This is a genomic window from Microbacterium tumbae (assembly GCF_054780175.1).
Genome location: NZ_BAAGWV010000003.1, coordinates 647,419 through 665,334 on the forward strand (window position 1 = coordinate 647,419; position 17,916 = coordinate 665,334).

Here is a 17,916-nt window from a genome sequence, read left to right on the forward strand (position 1 = left end):
CGTGACCGCCGCATGAACGCCGTCCTCTGGGCGCGCGGGAGCGCTCGCGGTGTCCCTAGACTGTGATCGTGCTGGAGAATCCCCGGTCCCCCCGCGTCCGCGCCGTCGCCAAGCTGACCAAACGCAGCGCCCGCACCGATACCGGGCTCTTCCTCCTGGAGGGGCCCCAGGCCGTCCGTGAGGCGCTGTCCTACCGCCCGGACGCGATCGTGGAGCTGTTCGCGACCCCGACCGGGTGGGAGAAGCATCCGGATCTGCGCGCCAAGGCGCACGCCCACGGCGTCGAAGTCGAGTTCGTCACCGAGTACGTGCTCGGCGCGATGGCCGACACCGTCACGCCGCAGGGGCTCATCGCCGTCGCCCAGCAGACGCCCACCTCCGTGCGGGACATCTTCGCGGCATCCCCCCGCCTCGTCGCGATCTGCGAGGAGGTGCGAGATCCCGGAAACCTCGGCACGATCATCCGGGCGGCGGATGCCGCGGGCGCTGACGCCGTCGTGCTCACCGGGCGCACCGTCGACCCCTACAACCCGAAGGTCGTGCGCGCCACGACGGGATCGCTCTTCCACCTGCCCGTGTCCGTCGGCGGAGACTTGGCCGACGTCGTGAAGCGCGCGCACTCCGCCGGCGTCACCGTGCTGGCGGCCGACGTGAAGGGCGACGATCTGCTGGCAGCGCGCGCGGAGGGCGTCCTCGACGGCCCGACGGCCTGGCTGTTCGGCAACGAGGCGCGCGGCCTCGAGGACGCCGCGCTCGCGCTCGCGGACCGGGCGCTGAAGCTGCCGATCTTCGGCAAGGCGGAGTCGCTGAACCTCGCGACGGCGGCCAGCGTCTGCCTGTACGAGAGCGCCTTCACGCAGAGAGCCGCCGCCGCGCGCTGAGCGTTTCGGTCCGGTTACAACTCGGTAACCCTCGGAGATTCACCTCTGGCTCACCGTGGACTGTGCTCTTAGGGTGGGGGCATGACCGAGACTGGGGCACCGCTTGTCGTGGTGAAGAACGTTCAGAAGCATTACGGCGAGTTCCAGGCGCTGACCGATATCGATCTCACGGTCGGCAAGGGCGAGGTCGTCGTCGTGATCGGTCCATCCGGTTCCGGGAAGTCGACGCTGTGCCGGACGATCAACCGCCTCGAGACGATCACGAGCGGAAGCATCACGATCGACGGCAAGGAGCTTCCCGCCGAGGGCAGGGGCCTGGCGAACCTCCGCGCCGATGTCGGCATGGTGTTCCAGTCGTTCAACCTGTTCGCCCATCTCACGATCCTCGAGAACGTCACGCTCGGCCCGATCAAGGTGCGCGGGGTCAAGAAGGCGGATGCCGAGAAGGAGGCGCTCGAGCTCCTCGAGCGGGTCGGCGTGGCCCAGCAGGCGTCGAAGCTCCCGGCCCAGCTCTCCGGCGGCCAGCAGCAGCGCGTCGCGATCGCCCGCGCCCTCGCGATGCATCCGAAGGTCATGCTCTTCGACGAGCCCACCAGCGCCCTCGACCCGGAGATGATCAACGAGGTCCTCGACGTCATGGTCCAGCTCGCGAAGGAGGGGATGACGATGATCGTCGTGACCCACGAGATGGGCTTCGCGCGCAAGGCGGCGAACCGCGTCGTCTTCATGGCCGACGGGAGGATCGTCGAGGAGGCGAAGCCGGAGGAGTTCTTCACGAATCCGAAGAGCGACCGCGCCAAGGACTTCCTCTCCAAGCTCCTCACCCACTGATTTCCCTGACCACCTGCACCACAGCACACGAAGGAGACGCACATGCGACGCACACGGACACTGGCAGGAATCGGACTCGCCGCGGCGGCACTGCTCGCCCTCACGGGCTGCAACAGCGGCAGCCCGACGGACCCGGGAACGGGCGATGGGGGCGACGGCGGATCGGACGACGCCCTGTGGGAGGTCGCCACCGACGTCTCGCTCGACGGCAGCCCCACGTTCGAGGCGATCACCGACCGCGGCAAGGTCGTCGTCGGAGTGAAGAACGATCAGCCCGGCCTCGGGTACGAGGACGCGATCTCCGGGGAGCGCAGCGGCTTCGACATCGAGATCGCCCGCTGGATCGCCGCTTCTCTCGGCTATGCCGAGGAGGACATCGAGTACCAGACGATCCCGTCCGCCAACCGCGAGCAGGCGATCGTGAACGGCGACATCGACTACTACGTGGGCACGTACTCGATCACGGACGGGCGCAAGGAGCTCATCGACTTCGCCGGCCCGTACTTCATCACCGGCCAGGGCCTCCTCGTCGCCGCGGACGACGACAGCATCAACGGGCCGGACGACCTCGCAGGAAAGATCGTCTGCTCGGTGACGGGATCCACGCCGCTGCAGCGGATCCGCGACGAGTACAGCCCCGGCGACACCGTCGAGTACGACACGTACTCGCAGTGCGTGGAGCAGCTCATCGGAGGTTCCGTGGACGCGATCACGACGGATGAGGCGATCCTCGCCGGCTACGTCGCCCAGCAGCCCGACGAGCTCCGCATCGCCGGCGAGCCCTTCAGCGAGGAGCGCTACGGCGTGGGCCTCGCGAAGGGCGACACCGTGCTGCAGGAGCACATCAACGCCCTGTTCACCGACGGAGGGGACGTCTGGACCGCGCTGTTCGACGAGTACCTCGCTCCGGCCGGCATCGAGGGCACGCAGCCCGCAGTCGACTGACGGATGCCGCGCGGGGACGACCGATCGTCCCCGCGCGGTCTCTCCACTTCGGGAAGGGAAACAATGGGCGTCATCACCGACAACCTGGATCTCTGGGGCCTGGCGCTCTGGGGGACGGTCGTGCTGTTCTTCGGCGGCGGACTGATCGCACTCGTGCTCGGGACGATCGTCGGTGCGATGCGCGTCTCGCCCGTCCCGATCGCGCGGGCGATGGGGACGCTCTACGTCAACACCATCCGCAACACGCCGCTGACGCTCGTGTTCTTCGCCTTCGCCTTCGCCCTCCCGCCGCTGGTCGGACTCCGACTCACCGAGACGGCTTCGCTGATCCTCGCGGTGTGCGCACTCGGCGTGTACACCGCGACCTACGTCGCGGAGACCATCCGATCCGGCATCAACACCGTCCCCGTCGGCCAGGCCGAGGCGGCCAGGGCGATCGGCCTGCCATTCGGGCAGGTGATGACGCTGGTGGTCCTGCCCCAGGCGTTCCGTTCGGTCATCCCGCCGATGATGAACGTCTTCATCGCGCTGCTGAAGAACACCACGGTCGCCGCCGGGTTCTCCGTGCTCAACCTCGGATCCGTGCGCGCCTGGCTCAGCGAGCGCAGCGAGAACCAGTTCGTCGTGATCCTGTGGGTCATGGTGATCTTCGTGGCTCTCGTGCTCCTGCTGTCGTGGGCCCAGCGATCCCTCGAGAACCGATGGAAGGTGGCCCGATGACCTCCGTGCTCTACGACGTCCCCGGTCCGAAGGCGATCGCGCGAAACCGAGTGCTCGGCGTCCTCACTGTCCTCGTCGTCGTCGCGGTGGTCGGCTGGCTCGTGTGGCGCCTGATCGACACGGGGCAGTTCACCGCGCAGAAGTGGTCCGCTTTCACATACACCAATGTCTGGCTGCAGATCGCCGAGGCTGTGGGGCGCACGCTCTCCGCGTTCGTCGTCGCCGCCGTCGGCGCCCTCGCGCTCGGATTCGTGCTGGCTCTGGGGCGGCTGTCCGATCACGCCTGGCTGCGCCGGCCCACGACGGTGGTCGTCGAGTTCCTGCGCGCGGTCCCCGTGCTGGTCTTCATGTTCCTCCTCTACTACGGCCTGCCCGTGCTCGGCATCCGGCTGGGGACGTTCTGGTCCGTGGTGATCGCCCTCATCGCCTACAACGGCTCGGTCCTCGCGGAGGTCATCCGCGCGGGCGTCGAGTCCCTGCCGCGCGGACAGAAGGAGGCCGCCTTCGCGATCGGGCTGCGCAAGAGCGGCGCGATGCGGCTGGTGCTGCTCCCCCAGGCGATCAGGGCGATGATGCCGGTCATCATCGCCCAGCTGGTCGTGACGCTCAAGGACACCGCGCTCGGGTACATCATCACCTACGAGGAACTGCTGTTCTACGCCCGCTACATCGGGACGCAGTCGACACTGGGCTCGCCGATCATCCCCGCGACGATCATCGTGGCGGCCATCTACATCAGCCTGTGCCTGATCCTCTCGCTGGTCGCGAACCTGGTCGAGAAGCGCACGCGACGCTCGCCGAAGGTCGTCGCCGCAGCGGCGGATGCGGCGGCCGTGATGCACGACGGCACGGACACCGAGCTGATCGTCCAGCAGTCGGAGATCGAGATCGAGATCGCGGCGAAGGCCGGCAGGCTGGAGGGCGGCCAGAACTCCGCCGGCCAGACCCCCTGACCCGCACGGCGCGCCCGCCGCGCGCCGGTAGACTCGATTCTCGTGTCAGACGTTCCCCACTCGCAGTCCGCAGAGATCACGCCAGAGGCGGTGGAAGCCGCCGTCGCCGCCGCGCTCGAGGCGATCGGCGCGGCCGCCAGCACCGCAGAGCTGAAGGCGGCTCGCGCCGCGCATGTGGGGGAGGGATCGCCCCTCGCGGTCCTGAACGCCTCGATGCGCCAGGTCGCGCCCGAGCACAAGGCGGCCTTCGGCAAGCTGGTCGGGCAGGGCCGTGGCCGGGTCACCCAGGCGCTCGCGGCCAAGGAGGCGGAGCTCGCGGAGGCCGAGATCGCCGCACGGCTCGAGGCAGAGCGGGTGGACATCACGGCCGTCGCCTCCCGCACGCGCGTCGGCGCGCGGCATCCGCTCACCCTCCTGCAGGACGAGGTCAGCGACATCTTCGTCGGGATGGGATGGGAGATCGCGGAGGGGCCTGAACTCGAGCACGAGTGGTTCAACTTCGACGCGCTGAACTTCGACATCGACCATCCCGCCCGTCAGATGCAGGACACCTTCTTCGTCGATCCCGTCGAGCGCCACCTCGTCATGCGCACGCACACGAGCCCCGTCCAGGTGCGCTCGATGCTCGAGCGCGAGCTCCCGGTCTACGTGCTGTGCCCTGGGCGGGTCTACCGCACCGACGAGTTCGACGCCACGCATCTGCCGGTGTTCACCCAGTTCGAGGGTCTCGTCGTGGACGAGGGCATCACCATGGCGCACCTCAAGGGCACGCTCGACCACGTCGCGCGCGCGCTGTTCGGCCCGGAGGCGAAGACCCGCTTCCGCACGAACTACTTCCCGTTCACCGAGCCCTCCGCCGAGGTCGACCTGTGGCACCCGACCTTCAAGGGCGGGGCGCGCTGGATCGAGTGGGGCGGCTGCGGCATGGTCAACCCGAACGTGCTGCGCGCCGCGGGCATCGACCCGGAGATCTACAGCGGCTTCGCCTTCGGCATGGGGATCGAGCGCGCGCTGATGTTCCGCAGCGACGTGAAGGACATGCGCGACATGGCAGAGGGCGATGTGCGCTTCAGCGAGCAGTTCGGGATGGTGGTGTGATGCGCGTCCCGCTTTCGTGGCTGCGTGAGTACGTGGACGTGGCGGCGGACGCCACGCCCGAGGACGTCTTCGCCGCGCTCGTCGCGGTCGGCTTCGAAGAGGAGGAGATCCACCGCTTCGAGATCTCCGGCCCCGTCGTCGTCGGCCAGGTGCTCTCCTTCGAGGCCGAACCCCAGTCCAACGGCAAGACGATCCGCTGGTGCCAGGTCGACGTCGGCGAGGAGAACGGCGGCGTCCGGGGGATCGTCTGCGGCGCGAGCAACTTCGCCGTCGGCGACAAGGTCGTGGTCACCCTCCCCGGCGCCGTGCTGCCAGGGCCCTTCCCGATCGCCGCGCGCAAGACCTACGGCCACGTCTCGGACGGCATGATCGCCTCGGCGCGCGAGCTGGGTCTCGGCGACGAGCACAACGGCATCCTGATCCTCGCCTCGCTCGGCATCGACGCCCCCGTGGGTGCGGACGCGATCGCCCTGCTCGGACTGGACGACGTCGCCGTCGAGATCAACGTCACGCCCGACCGCGGCTACGCGTTCTCGATCCGCGGCGTGGCGCGCGAGTACGCGCACGCCACCGGAGCGGACTTCCGCGACCCCGCCGCGCACGAATGGGAGGACGTCGCCCCCGGCACGGGCTTCCCCCTCGCCGTGACGGCCGAGCCGCTGCGCGGAAACCCCGCCGTGCAGGAGTTCGTCGTGCGCGTCGTGCGCGGCGTCGACCCGACCCGCCCGACCCCGCCCTGGATGATCGCGCGGCTGTCCCTGGCGGGCATCCGCTCGCTCGGAGTGCTCATCGACATCACGAACTACGTGATGCTCGAGCTCGGCAGCCCGATCCACGGCTACGACCTCGACAAGCTCTCCGGCGGCATCACCGTTCGTCGTGCGCTGCCCGGCGAGAGGATGACCACGCTCGACGGCCAGGAGCGCGCGCTCGACGTCGAGGACCTCCTCATCACGGACGAGTCCGGCCCGATCGGCCTCGCCGGCGTCATGGGCGGCGGCACGACGGAGATGGACGACGGCACCCGTAACGTCCTCATCGAGGCGGCGATCTTCGACCGCGTCTCGATCGCGCGGAGCGCCCGTCGCCACAAGCTGCCGAGCGAGGCGTCCAAGCGCTTCGAGCGCGGCGTCGACCCGCTGATCCCGTTCGTCGCAGCCCGCCGCGTCGCAGACCTGATGGTCGAGCTCGCCAGCGGCGTCATCGACGAGGTCGGCGGAGCGCTGTACTCCGAGTTCGAGATCGCGGGCATCGACCTGCCGGCGGAGTTCGTGCCAGGGCTCATCGGCGTCGACTACGAGGATGCCGAGATCACGGGCGCCCTGGAGACGATCGGCGCCGAGGTCGCCGAGACGAGCGAGGGCTGGCAGGTGATCCCGCCGAGCTGGCGCTCCGACCTCACCGACAAGTGGACGCTCGCCGAGGAGGTCGCCCGCATCCACGGGCTCGACCGCATCCCCTCCGTCCTGCCGACGCCGCCGTCCGGTCGCGGTCTGACGGCGCTCCAGCAGGGGCGTCGCCGGGTGGCGAACGCCCTCGCGGCGGCGGGACTCGTCGAGACCCCCGCCTTCCCGTTCACGACCGAGGCGCAGAACGACCTGCACGGCTCCGCGACGGGCGAGCACCTGCCCAGCATCCGCCTGGCGAACGCCCTGGACGGTCAGGCGCCGTTCCTGCGCCGCTCCCTGGTTCCCGGGCTTCTGCAGACCGCGCATCGCAACATCGCCCGCGGGCTCACGGACCTGGCGGTCTTCGAGACCGGCATCGTCTTCCTGCCCGAGCCCGGCGCGACCTACGGTACGGACTCCGTCCCGCCGCTGGGGCAGCGGCCCTCGGACGAGACGCTCGCCGCCCTCAACGCATCGATCCCGCCGCAGCGCCGTTTCGTCGCCGCCCTGTTCACGGGGAACGTCACCGCTCGCCAGCCGGGCCGTCCCGCCGAGGCCTACGGGCTCTCGGAGGCGTTGGACGCCGTGCAGGTCATCGCATCCGCCGCCGGCGTCGAGATCGACGTCGTGCAGGGGAGCCGTGCCGCCCTCCACCCCGGCCGCACCGGCGTGCTGAGCGTGCGGGGCGCCGAGGTCGGATACGTCGGCGAGCTGCATCCGAAGGTGGCCTCCGATGCCGATCTCCCCGGCCGTGCCGTGGTGCTCGAGCTCGACCTCGACGGCATCCTGGAGCTTGCGGGGGAGCGCGTCGTCGTGGAATCGCTGTCGACGCTGCCCGCGGCGACGCAGGACGTCTCGCTGGTGGTCCCGGCGGAGCTGGCGGCCGGCGACCTGCGCGACGCGCTCGTCGAGGGCGCGGGAGAGCTGCTGGAGACCCTCCGACTGGTCGACGACTACCGCGGCGAAGGGCTCCCCGACGGCGCCAAGAGCCTGACGTTCGCGCTGCGCTTCCGTGCTCCCGATCGCACCTTGACCGCGGCCGAGGCGACCGAGGCCAAGCTGGCCGGCGTCGCCCTCGCGGCCGAGCGGTTCGGAGCGACGCTGCGCGAGTGATCGCGCACGCGATCGAGAGCCCGGCCGCCGCGTGCCGGGCTCTCGTCGTTTGTGGCCGGCGGCCCCTCCGCTCGTCCTTCTCATCCGCTCGTTGAGAGCGAGCAAGCTCATCCGCTCGTCGAGCGAGCAAGCTCATCCGCTCGTTGAGCGAGCAAAGCGAGTCGAAACGCAGTTCCGTGCCGGCCCCGCCGTACCGGCGGACCTCGTGCGGTGGCCGTTCCTGCCGCTGCCCTTCGATCTCAGGCGGCCGCCAGGCGTGAAGCGACGGACTCCCGCAGCCGGGCTGCGGCCGGAAGCGCCGTCGCGACCAGCGTGAGCGCGAGTCCGACCCCCGCGAGCACGGCGGCCGCTCCGGCATCCACCACCGGCACCGGCGGGACGAAGCGCGACAGCCCCGCTGCCGCGATGAACGCCGTCGTGACCAGGACGGCGGAGGCCAGCAGAGCGGCGGTCGTCACGTGGATGACCGCCTGCCAGATCGCCGATGCGAGGATGACGCGGTCCGTCGCCCCGCTCGCGCGCAGGAGCGCCTGCTCCGACCCGCGGATGTCGTTGCCCATGAAGATCACCACCGCCGCGCCGACGGCTCCGAGCAGCACGGGCCCTCCGACGAGTAGCAGGACCTGCACGATCTGCAGCTCCCAGTTGCTGCCGTCGCCGCTCGCCGCCATGGACGCCCCCGTCGTCGCGGCCATCGTCATCAGCCCGCCGAGCAGCGACGCCCCGACGAACAGGGGGGTGATGGACGCCGTGCTCCTGCTGAGGTGGAACCGGGCCTCATGCCGCGCGAGGTACCAGGACGCCGAGGCCGCGGCCGGGATGAGCGCCGTCCATGCGCGCATCACCGCCGGGTAGAGCAGGGGGCCTGCAGCTACGACGACCAGGGTGAGGTAGACGGGCAGCAGGGGGAGCTGCCCGGTGACGACGGAGCGCTCCTCGGCGGTCAGGATGCCGGACACCCCGGCGGCCGCACCTCCGCAGACGGCGAGCAGGATCCCCCAGCGCCACCAGCGCATCCGCTTCTCCACCGGCTCCGGCTCGCGAAGGACGGCCAGGGGCGACGTCCTGGCCGCGGCGCGGGCGGCGCGCATCCCGCCCGCGCAGGCGTTCAGCGCGGTCAGGGGTATCGCGATGCCGGCGGTCAGCGGGCCGACGAGGAAGCGGATCTGATCCCACCCCGTCGAGTCCCCGGCGAAGACGGCCTGCGCGAACGGCGGAACGACGAGCACCGCCGCCGCGAACCCCAGGGCGCCGCCGAGGAGTCCGCTGAGGGCGAGCTGCGTCATCACGACGCGCGCGGTCTGCGCCGGACTGACCCCGGCGAGCTGCCAGCGCGCGTAGACCGGCCTGTGCAGATCGACGCTGAGGCGCGCGACGGCGGAGGTGACGACGACACCGCTGGGGATGCCGAACATGAGCAGCGCGACCAGGAAGCTGAGGGAGCCCTCCAGGAAGTCCCCGCCCTGCGCGAGACCCGTCTCGAGGAAGCTCAGTGCGACGCAGAACGTGAGGGAGGCCACCGCCGAGACGAGGACGATCCCCGACCACGCCGCCCAGCCGCGGCGCAGCTCGGCGCGGACCAGTCCCTTCACGCTCGCGCCCCGTCGCGGTCGGAGGCTCCGTGGAGCGCCGCGAGGAGCTCGCCGGCCGTCGGCCGCACGAGGCGGGCCACCACCCTCCCGTCCCGCAGGACCAGGGTGCGGTCGGCGCGTGCCGCCGCATCGAGGTCGTGGGTGACGAGCACCACGCTCTTCTCTCCCGCCGCATAGCCGCGCAGCAGATCGAGCACGCCGGCTCCGGTCTGCGTGTCGAGCGCTCCGGTCGGCTCGTCCGCGAACACCACGGCCGGCGAAGCCGCGAGCACGCGCGCGATCGCGACACGCTGCTGCTGCCCGCCGGACAGATGTCCCGGGCGCTTGCGGCCGTGGTCTGCGAGGCCGACCGCCCGAAGGGCGGCATCCGGATCGGGGCGCCGCCCTGCGAGCCGTGCGGGCAGGGACACGTTCTCTCGGACCGTCAGCGACGGGATGAGGTTGTAGCTCTGGAAGACGAAGCCGATGCGGTCGCGACGCAGGCGCGCGAGACGGGCGTGCGAGGCGCGGTCCACCCGCACGTCGTCGAGCAGGATCTCGCCCGCGTCCGCGCGTTCCAGGCCGGCGAGGCAGTAGAGCAGCGTGGACTTGCCCGAGCCGCTCGGACCGACGATGCTCAGCATCTCGCCGGGGAGCAGCTCGAGGTCCACACCGCGCAGCACGGGTGGGGCAGGCGGGTAGGACGTGGTCAGGCCGCGGGCGGACAGGACGGGCGCACGGCGCGGGGAGGGATCGCTCATGGCTCCAGTCCACCGGCGACCGAGCGTACGCGCACGAGCCGGAGCGCCCGCTGCGCGGTAGAGCTGGCGCTACCCTTGGGCCGCCGGCGCCCGTCTGCGCCGCCTCGCCTCGTAGGCTGGGCGCATGCGCGCGAGATCCATCGGTGAGGCACTCGTGCTGCCGCCCTGGCGGTTCCTCGTCTCACGGTGGCCCTGGCTCGCTCTCGTCCACGTGATCGGCAGCGGCATCCTGTTCCTCGCGACCCTGCCGGTCGTCGCCGTCACGCTCGTGGCGCTGCCGCTGTGGGCGATCGCGCTCGCCGCGCTGGAGCGGCGACGAGCGCGGATGCTCGGATCTCCGCGGCGCGCCAGCGGTCATGTCCGCGTCCCGCCCGGGGAGCGGCGCAACTGGCTGAACGTGCGGCTCACGGAGCCTGCCACCTGGCGCGAGACCGCTGCGCTGCTGCTGGGCCTGATCCTCGGACTGCTCTCGCTCGCGCTCCTGCTCGCCCAGGCGATCGCCGCAGCGCTCCCTGTCGCGCTCGCGATCGCGGGCCGCACCGCGCCGCCCTCCGAGGTGACGCTGTTCTTCGACGTGAGATACACCGCCACCGCCGAGAACTGGTGGCATCCGCTTCTCCTGCTCCCTGTCGCCCTCGCGATGTTCGGCTACCTCAACGCGGCGCTGTCCGCGGTGCACGTCGCCGTCATCGGCTGGCTGATCGCCCCGCGAACGGCGGAGATCGACAAGAGGGTCGCCCAGCTGACTCGATCCCGCGCGGCGATCGTCACGGCGCACGAGAGCGAGCGCCGCCGCATCGAGCGCGACCTCCACGACGGCGTGCAGCAGGAGCTCGTCGGCATCGCGGCGCGACTCGGCATCCTGGAGCTCGAGCTCGCCCACGGCGACGAGACGTCGGCGCGTACCGCCCTCGAAGCGGCGCAGGATCAGACCGAGCGCGCGCTCGCCGCCCTGCGCGAGACCGTGCGCGGCATCCACCCCGCCGTCCTCGGCGATCACGGCGTGCGCAGCGCCCTGGAGGAGCTGGCGGGACGCAGCGCCGTCCCCCTGCAGATCCGGGATGAGGGCTTCCCTCGCCTCTCCCCGGCATCGGAGGCCGCCGCGTACTTCCTCGCCTGCGAGGCGATCACGAACGCCGCCAAGCACACGACCGCCACCCGGGTGTCCGTCACGCTCGGCGTCGCCGGCGACATGGCCGTCGTCTCCGCGCAGGACGACGGCCACGGCGGCGCCGATCCGGAAGCGGGCTCGGGGCTGTCGGGCCTGGCCGGTCGTGCCGAGGCGCTCGGTGGGAGCCTCCTCGTCACGAGCCCGCAGGGCGGGCCGACCATCCTGCGGATGGAGCTGCCCGTCACCGCGGAGGGGAGGGGCTTCGATGCGCATTCTCCTCGCGGATGACTCCGCGCTGCTCCGGGAGGCCCTCTCGGCGCTGCTGGAGCGCCTCGGCCATGAGGTGGCGGCCACGGCATCCGATGCGCGCAGCCTGCTCGAGGTCTACGACGGTCTCGCAGAGGAGCCCGATCTCGTGCTCACCGACGTGCGGATGCCGCCGGACGGCACCGACGACGGCCTGAGGGCCGCGCTGCGGATCCGCGCCCGACATCCGCAGCAGCCCGTCCTCGCCCTGTCCCAGTACGTCGCCGACCGCTATGCCAGAGAGCTGCTCCTGCTCCCCGATGGCGCGGTCGGCTACCTCCTCAAGGAACGGGTGAACCGCATCGCGGACTTCGATCGCGCGCTCCGCGTCGTGGCCGGCGGCGGGACGGTCATCGACCCGGAGGTGACGAGGCACCTGCTGCGGACGGATGCGTCGCGTCCGCTCGACGCGCTCACCGGGCGGGAGCGGGAGGTCCTGGCGCTGATGGCGGACGGCCTCTCGAACACGGAGATCGCGGGCCGGCTGTTCCTCAGCGACGCCGCCGTGCGCAAGCATGTCGGGAACATCTTCAGCGGGCTTGGACTGCGGCCGCAGGAGGAGAACCGCCGGGTGCGGGCCATCCTGCTCTTCCTGCAGACGGGGGCGGGCGAACGTCGATGAGCGCTGTGTAGCCTTGACGGGGTGAAGAGTCGTGCGATCGCGGCGACGCTCCTGGCGCTGGTCATCGGCGTCTCGGGATGCGCCCCGTCGGGCGAACCCGCGGGCGTCGAGACATCCGGGACGCCGATGCCGATGCCGACGCCGACCGCGACGCTGACACCGACACCTCCCTCGATCCGCGGGCTCGCCGCCGTGCAGGCGGCGCTGACGCCCGTGCGCGAGCAGGCGGCGATGGTCGTCATGGGAACGATCGGCGGATCGGATGCCGCTTCTCTCGCGGAGTACGTCGCGAGCGGTCCGCGGGGGCTGATCCTCATGGGCGGCAACGTCCCCGGTGCGCCTGAGGGATTGCGCGCACTGACCGACGAGGTGCATGCGGCGTCCGCGGATGCGCTGATCGCTATCGATCAGGAGGGCGGCGACGTCAAGCGGATGCCGTGGGACGACCTCCCCTCGGCCAGGCAGCTCAAGGACGAGGACGTCGCGCAGGCGAGGACGGCCTTCACGGATCGTGCCCGGCTTCTCGCCGATGCGGGCGTCGACGTCAACTTCGGCGTCGTCGCCGATGTTCCCCGCTCGGACGGATCCTTCATCTTCCGGCGCTCCTACGGGACCGATCCTCAGTCGGTGGCCGACCGGGTGGCCGCGATCGTCGGAAGCGAGGACGGTCTCGTGGCGTCGACGCTCAAGCACTTCCCCGGCCATGGGGCGGCGGAGGGCGACTCGCACAGCGCGATCCCGACGACGGGCATGAGCCTGGCCGAATGGCGCTCCTTCGACGCGGTACCGTTCCAGGCGGGCATCGACGCGGGCGCGGAGCTCGTCATGATGGGGCATCTGCGGTTCACGGCCGTATCCGATCTTCCGGCGTCGCTGTCGCCGGAGTGGTACGGCATCCTGCGCGACGAACTGGGCTTCGAGGGTGTGGCCGTCACCGACGACCTCGGCATGCTCTCCTCCTCCGGAGAGGCCGCGTACGCCGACCCGGTCGAGAACGCCGTCGCCGCGATCGCGGCCGGCGCCGACCTGGTGCTCATGATCGCCGGCTCCACGCCGGAGACGGCAGGCAGGATCATCGACGCGCTGGCCGCGCGTGCCGCAGATGACGGGGTCTTCGCCGAACGACTGGCGGAGGCCGCCGCGCGGGTGATCGTGCTCTCCTGGGCGCGCGACCGCGGCTGAACCCCGCGTGCGGAGGACGTCGTCTCCGCTCTGGGCGGAAGCCCTTCCCCTCCTCGCCGGCGGCGTGATGACATGGGGCCATGACAGATGTGCTGGTCCTCGGAGGAACGGGCTGGCTCTCCCGGCGCATCGCGCAGCGCTGGGCGGATGCCGGCGCCCGCGTGACGTGTCTCGCGAGAGGCGGTCGGACGGCGCCGGACGGCGTCGAGCTCGTCCTCGGAGATCGGGACGACCAGGCCGTCTACGACGCGCTGCGGCGGGACTGGGACGAGGTCGTCGACGTCTCCTCCCTGGCCGGGCATGTGCGCGACGGCATCCGGATGCTGGGGGAGCGCAGCGCGCGCTGGACGTACGTCTCGTCCGTCTCCGTGTATGCCGACGACACCGCGATCGGCGCCGACGAGTCCGCCTCGCTGCATCCGGCGGCACGCGACGACGAGGACGACTACGCCGGGCAGAAGGTCGCGGCGGAGCAGGCTGTCGCCGGGCTGGGGTCGCGCGCGAGGATCGTGCGTCCCGGTCTCATCGCAGGCCCCGGCGACCCGAGCGACCGCTTCGGCTACTGGGGCGCGGCCTTCGCCCGCTCCGGAGGCGGCGCCGTCCTGACTCCGACGCGTCGAGAGCGCTGGGCGCAGGTCGTCGACGTCGACGATCTCGCCGAGTTCGTCGTCCGAGACCGCGGGCACGGCATCGTGGACGCCGTCGGAGACCCGCACCCGTTCGGCGCGGTGATCGACGCCTTCCGGTCCGCCGCGGAGCACACCGGCCGGATCGTCGAGGCCGGCGACGCCTGGCTGGAGGAGCGCGGGGTGCAGCACTGGATGGGCGAGCGCTCGCTGCCCCTCTGGCTGCCGGCCGACATGCCGGGCTTCGCCCGCCGGAGCAGCACCGCCTACCGGGCGGCCGGAGGTCCGCTGCGTCCTCTCGCCGAAACGATCTCCCGCGTGCTCCTCGACGAGCGCTCGCGCGGCGTCGGCCGGCCCCGTCGTTCTGGGCTGACGCGGGAGGAGGAGCTCGCCCTGCTCACGGCGATCGACGCCTGAGCGCCCGAGAGCCCGAACGGAATGTCCGGCACAGGCCCGCTAGACTTCCAGCGAGTGACACGGGGTGCCGCATCCGCGGCTGAGATCACACCCGTCGAACCTGATCTAGTTCGTACTAGCGAAGGGATGTCGCAATGAGCGATCGTCTGCGTCCATTGTCCGGAACCGACCTCGCGGGCGAGGCCGCGATCCTGCTGCAGACGCTGCGGGAGGCCCCGCCTCTGACGCACTGCATCACCAACGCGGTGGTCACAGGGTTCACGGCCAACGTGCTGCTCGCGCTCGGCGCCGCCCCTGCGATGGTCGACATCGCCGGCGAGTCCGAGCTGTTCGCCGGCGTCGCATCCGGTGTGCTCGTGAACCTCGGCACGCCGACGCCCGAGCAGCGTGCGGCGAGCCTCGAAGCGGCCGTCGGAGCGGCGGCGTCCGGCACCCCCTGGGTGCTCGACCCTGTCGCGATCGGCGCGCTCCCCGTGCGGACGGCTCTCGCGCATCAGCTCGCGGAGCGCCGCCCGACGGCCATCCGGGGCAACGCCTCCGAGATCCTCGCGCTGGCAGGGCTCAGCACGGGCGGCCGCGGCGTCGATGCCACCGACAGCACGGATGCGGCCGCGTCCGCCGCCCTCGCGCTCGCGGAGCGGCACGGCAGCGTCGTCGCGGTCTCGGGCCCCGTCGACCTCATCACCGATGGCGACCGGACGTTCCGGATCGCCAACGGCGACGAGCTCCTCACGCGCGTCACCGGCGGAGGATGCGCCCTCGGCGCCGTGATGGCCGCCTTCCTCGGAGTCGCGCGCGGCACCGGGTCCGCCCCGATCATCGCCGTCGCCTCCGCGAGCCTCGTGTACACGATCGCCGCGGAACGGGCCGCGTCCGGTGCGGCGGGACCAGGCAGCTTCGCCGTCGCGCTGCTCGACGCGCTCGCCGCCGTCCAACCGGGCGAGCTCGCCGCCCGCGCTCGCGTCGAGGTCGTGGCGCGATGATCGCCGATCTCTCGCTGTACCTCGTCACCGACCCCTCGCTCTGCGGCGACCGCGGCGTCGTCGAGACGGTGCGCCAGGCGGTCGACGGGGGCGTGGGCATCGTCCAGCTGCGCGACAAATCCGCGACGGATGCCGAGACCGTCCGGCAGCTCGTCGAGCTCTCGCGGGTGATCGACGGCCGCGCCCTGCTCGTGGTCGACGATCGCCTCGATGCGGCTCTCGCAGCACGCGCTCGGGGCGCCCGCGTGGACGGCGTGCACCTCGGCCAGGGAGACGCCTCGGTCCTGCGGGCCAGGGAGGTGCTCGGCCCCGATGCCCTCATCGGCCTCACGGCGAACACCCCGGAGCATCTCGCAGCGATCCGCGCGCTGCCATCCGGCACGGTCGACTATCTCGGCGTCGGCGTGATCCGTCCCACCAGCACGAAGCCCGACCATCCTGCGCCGCTCGGGATCGACGGCTTCCGCGCCTTCGCGGCGGACAGCCCTCTGCCCTGTGTCGCGATCGGCGGGATCGGGATCGACGACGTCGAACAGCTCCGGGATGCCGGTGCGGCGGGCATCGCGGTCGTCTCGGCGCTCTGCGCCGCGGACGATCCGGCGGCTCAGGCGGGCGAGTTCCTCCGGCGCTGGCGCGCAGGCGCCGTGCCTCGGGTGCTCAGCATCGCCGGCAGCGATCCCTCCGGCGGCGCGGGGATCCAGGCCGATCTCAAGTCGATCGCGGCGAACGGCGGCTACGGCATGGCCGCGGTCACCGCGCTCACGGTCCAGAACACGCAAGGAGTGCGGGACGTCCACGTGCCGCCGGCCGCTTTCCTGACCGCGCAGCTGGACGCGCTCTCGGACGACATCGGCATCGACGCCGTGAAGATCGGGATGCTGGCGAACGCCGACGTGATCCGGGCAGTGGGCGCCTGGCTCGAGGCCGTCCGGCCGCCCGTCGTCGTCGTGGACCCCGTCATGGTCGCCACGAGCGGCGACCGCCTGCTCGATCAGGATGCCGAGGACGCTCTGCGCGCACTCCTGCGGCAGGCGCACCTGGTCACGCCGAACCTCTCCGAGCTCGGGGTGCTCAGCGGGCGTCGCGTCGAGAGCTGGGCGGAAGCGCTCGCCGTCGCCAGGGGCCTCTCCGCCGACATCGGCGCCGCCGTGCTGGTCAAGGGCGGACACCTCACAGGGGAAGACGCGCCGGATGCTCTCGTCGATGCGGGAGCGGGTCTCGTCCAGGAGTTCTCCGGCACGCGCATCGCCACCCGCAACACGCACGGCACCGGCTGCTCGCTGTCCTCGGCGATCGCGACCCTGCTCGCACGCGGGCTGGATCCGGTGGAGGCGGTGAGCTCGGCGCGGGCCTGGCTGCGCGAGTCGCTCGTGCAGAGCACGCGGCTGCAGGTCGGCCGCGGCCACGGACCGGTCAGCCACTTCGCGGGCCTCTGGTCTCGGGGAGGGCTCGACACCCGGCCCTCCCCGGACGAGATCACCGCCCAATGGTGGCAGCGCATCTCCGGCATCCGCTCCGCGATCGACGCGCTGCCCTTCATCCGGATGCTCGCGGACGGCACACTCGGACGTGAGCCGTTCCTGTTCTACCTCGGCCAGGACGCGCTCTATCTCCGCGAGTACGCGCGGGTCCTCGCCGAGGCGGCGCGCCTCGCCCCGACGTCTGCGGAACAGGCGTTCTGGGCGAACTCGGCCCACGGCTCCATCGTCGGAGAGCTCGAACTGCACGCGACGTGGCTGACTCCGGAGAGCGGCATCGGCGAGCGCACCTTCGCCGCGCCGCCGTCGACGGTCACGACCGCGTATCTCGATCATCTGCGCTCCGCGGCGTTCGGCGGGGACTACGCCGAGCTCATCGCCGCACTGCTGCCGTGCTTCTGGCTGTACACGGATCTCGGGCGGCGCCTGCACGCGGGGGAGTTCGGGGCCTACGCGCGGGACCTCCGGCATCCCTACGCCTCCTGGCTCACGACCTACGCCGATCCGGCGTTCGAGCTGGCGACGGAGCAGGCGATCGAGTACGTCGCCGGTGCGGCGTCCAGGGCATCCGGGGATCAGCGCGACCGCATGTTCCGCGCCTTCGAGCGTTCGAGCGCGCTGGAGAGGGACTTCTTCGCCGTGCCGCTCGCCGAGCGGGACGCTCCGTCCTGAGGCGGGACGCCGGGGCGTGACGATCCGGATTTGCACACGCATCCGCACTCGCGCTATCGTCCAGGCATGGCTTCGGCTCTCCGCGCTTCCTCGACGCTCGCTCCGAGCGTCCTCGTCGTGCGCCGACGCCGCGGCGGCCGCCGACTCTAGGCGACCCCGCACTCCCGCCTGCCTCTCGCACGGCGGTCGAGCGCCGGCGTCGCCGCCCCGGCCCCTCCGACCAGCTCGGGCTCGTGCCGTCGTGCATCGAGGACCCGA

15 protein-coding genes and 1 riboswitch are annotated in these 17,916 nt (G+C 71.6%); of the genes, 13 read left to right on the forward strand and 2 right to left on the reverse strand.

The features are described from left to right. Positions 1-68 precede the first annotated feature (68 nt). The 7 genes from ACYVGQ_RS14850 (at position 69) to pheT (ending at position 7,929) form a co-directional block, all read left to right on the forward strand. Positions 69-881 (forward strand): TrmH family RNA methyltransferase, encoded by an 813-nt coding sequence (locus tag ACYVGQ_RS14850; protein ID WP_460785425.1) that lies wholly within the window; start codon positions 69-71, stop codon positions 879-881. Between the two features lie 81 nt (positions 882-962). Beyond that, positions 963-1,712: an amino acid ABC transporter ATP-binding protein gene (locus ACYVGQ_RS14855; protein WP_460785426.1), complete on the forward strand. Its 750-nt coding sequence runs from the start codon at positions 963-965 to the stop codon at positions 1,710-1,712. Positions 1,713-1,754: 42 nt separating this feature from the next. Continuing rightward, on the forward strand, positions 1,755-2,657 hold the full coding sequence (locus tag ACYVGQ_RS14860; protein ID WP_460785427.1) for a glutamate ABC transporter substrate-binding protein: 903 nt from the start codon (positions 1,755-1,757) through the stop codon (positions 2,655-2,657). A gap of 63 nt (positions 2,658-2,720) precedes the next feature. Continuing rightward, complete coding sequence (locus tag ACYVGQ_RS14865) at positions 2,721-3,377, forward strand: amino acid ABC transporter permease (RefSeq protein ID WP_460785428.1); 657 nt, start codon at positions 2,721-2,723, stop codon at positions 3,375-3,377. Next, positions 3,374-4,330: an amino acid ABC transporter permease gene (locus ACYVGQ_RS14870; protein WP_460785429.1), complete on the forward strand. Its 957-nt coding sequence runs from the start codon at positions 3,374-3,376 to the stop codon at positions 4,328-4,330. Before ACYVGQ_RS14865 ends, ACYVGQ_RS14870 begins: the two co-directional genes overlap by 4 nt. 42 nt (positions 4,331-4,372) lie before the next feature. Continuing rightward, on the forward strand, positions 4,373-5,428 hold the full coding sequence (pheS, locus tag ACYVGQ_RS14875) for a phenylalanine--tRNA ligase subunit alpha (RefSeq protein ID WP_460785430.1): 1,056 nt from the start codon (positions 4,373-4,375) through the stop codon (positions 5,426-5,428). Next, positions 5,428-7,929 carry a phenylalanine--tRNA ligase subunit beta gene (gene pheT, locus ACYVGQ_RS14880; RefSeq protein ID WP_460785431.1) on the forward strand — a complete coding sequence of 834 codons (2,502 nt, stop codon included), beginning with the start codon at positions 5,428-5,430 and terminating at the stop codon, positions 7,927-7,929. The genes pheS and pheT overlap by 1 nt, the downstream gene beginning before the upstream one ends. Positions 7,930-8,168: 239 nt before the next feature. Here the strand turns inward: pheT and ACYVGQ_RS14885 are convergent, their stop codons facing one another. Beyond that, complete coding sequence (locus ACYVGQ_RS14885) at positions 8,169-9,521, reverse strand: hypothetical protein (protein WP_460785432.1); 1,353 nt, start codon at positions 9,519-9,521, stop codon at positions 8,169-8,171. Beyond that, entirely contained in the window at positions 9,518-10,261 is a 744-nt protein-coding gene (locus ACYVGQ_RS14890) for an ABC transporter ATP-binding protein (protein ID WP_460785433.1), read from the reverse strand. The genes ACYVGQ_RS14885 and ACYVGQ_RS14890 overlap by 4 nt, the downstream gene beginning before the upstream one ends. A gap of 124 nt (positions 10,262-10,385) precedes the next feature. Here ACYVGQ_RS14890 and ACYVGQ_RS14895 point away from each other — a divergent pair, with 124 nt between their 5' ends. The 6 genes from ACYVGQ_RS14895 (at position 10,386) to ACYVGQ_RS14920 (ending at position 17,658) form a co-directional block, all read left to right on the forward strand. Next, positions 10,386-11,660: a sensor histidine kinase gene (locus ACYVGQ_RS14895; protein ID WP_460785434.1), complete on the forward strand. Its 1,275-nt coding sequence runs from the start codon at positions 10,386-10,388 to the stop codon at positions 11,658-11,660. Beyond that, entirely contained in the window at positions 11,638-12,300 is a 663-nt protein-coding gene (locus tag ACYVGQ_RS14900) for a response regulator (protein WP_460785435.1), read from the forward strand. The genes ACYVGQ_RS14895 and ACYVGQ_RS14900 overlap by 23 nt, the downstream gene beginning before the upstream one ends. 21 nt (positions 12,301-12,321) lie before the next feature. Then, complete coding sequence (locus ACYVGQ_RS14905) at positions 12,322-13,482, forward strand: glycoside hydrolase family 3 N-terminal domain-containing protein (RefSeq protein ID WP_460785437.1); 1,161 nt, start codon at positions 12,322-12,324, stop codon at positions 13,480-13,482. Between the two features lie 80 nt (positions 13,483-13,562). Further along, entirely contained in the window at positions 13,563-14,525 is a 963-nt protein-coding gene (locus tag ACYVGQ_RS14910) for an NAD-dependent epimerase/dehydratase family protein (RefSeq protein WP_460785438.1), read from the forward strand. A 50-nt stretch (positions 14,526-14,575) separates the two neighbouring features. Further along, positions 14,576-14,669, forward strand: a riboswitch (TPP riboswitch). Then, positions 14,660-15,508, forward strand: coding sequence for a hydroxyethylthiazole kinase (gene thiM / locus ACYVGQ_RS14915; protein WP_460785439.1), 849 nt, complete (start codon positions 14,660-14,662; stop codon positions 15,506-15,508). Its footprint overlaps the riboswitch before it by 10 nt. Continuing rightward, the gene (locus ACYVGQ_RS14920) at positions 15,505-17,658 is read left to right on the forward strand and encodes a bifunctional hydroxymethylpyrimidine kinase/phosphomethylpyrimidine kinase (protein ID WP_460785441.1); all 2,154 of its coding nucleotides are present in this window, start codon (positions 15,505-15,507) and stop codon (positions 17,656-17,658) included. The genes thiM and ACYVGQ_RS14920 overlap by 4 nt, the downstream gene beginning before the upstream one ends. Positions 17,659-17,916: the final 258 nt, after the last annotated feature.

Coding starts and splice junctions, on each gene's coding strand:
- ACYVGQ_RS14900 (WP_460785435.1), top strand. CDS start 11,638: ATGCGCATTCTCCTCGCGGATGACTCCGCGCTGCTCCGGGAGGCCCTC.
- ACYVGQ_RS14865 (WP_460785428.1), top strand. CDS start 2,721: ATGGGCGTCATCACCGACAACCTGGATCTCTGGGGCCTGGCGCTCTGG.
- ACYVGQ_RS14855 (WP_460785426.1), top strand. CDS start 963: ATGACCGAGACTGGGGCACCGCTTGTCGTGGTGAAGAACGTTCAGAAG.
- ACYVGQ_RS14860 (WP_460785427.1), top strand. CDS start 1,755: ATGCGACGCACACGGACACTGGCAGGAATCGGACTCGCCGCGGCGGCA.
- ACYVGQ_RS14870 (WP_460785429.1), top strand. CDS start 3,374: ATGACCTCCGTGCTCTACGACGTCCCCGGTCCGAAGGCGATCGCGCGA.
- ACYVGQ_RS14895 (WP_460785434.1), top strand. CDS start 10,386: ATGCGCGCGAGATCCATCGGTGAGGCACTCGTGCTGCCGCCCTGGCGG.
- thiM (WP_460785439.1), top strand. CDS start 14,660: ATGAGCGATCGTCTGCGTCCATTGTCCGGAACCGACCTCGCGGGCGAG.
- ACYVGQ_RS14910 (WP_460785438.1), top strand. CDS start 13,563: ATGACAGATGTGCTGGTCCTCGGAGGAACGGGCTGGCTCTCCCGGCGC.
- ACYVGQ_RS14890 (WP_460785433.1), bottom strand. CDS start 10,261: ATGAGCGATCCCTCCCCGCGCCGTGCGCCCGTCCTGTCCGCCCGCGGC.
- ACYVGQ_RS14920 (WP_460785441.1), top strand. CDS start 15,505: ATGATCGCCGATCTCTCGCTGTACCTCGTCACCGACCCCTCGCTCTGC.
- pheT (WP_460785431.1), top strand. CDS start 5,428: ATGCGCGTCCCGCTTTCGTGGCTGCGTGAGTACGTGGACGTGGCGGCG.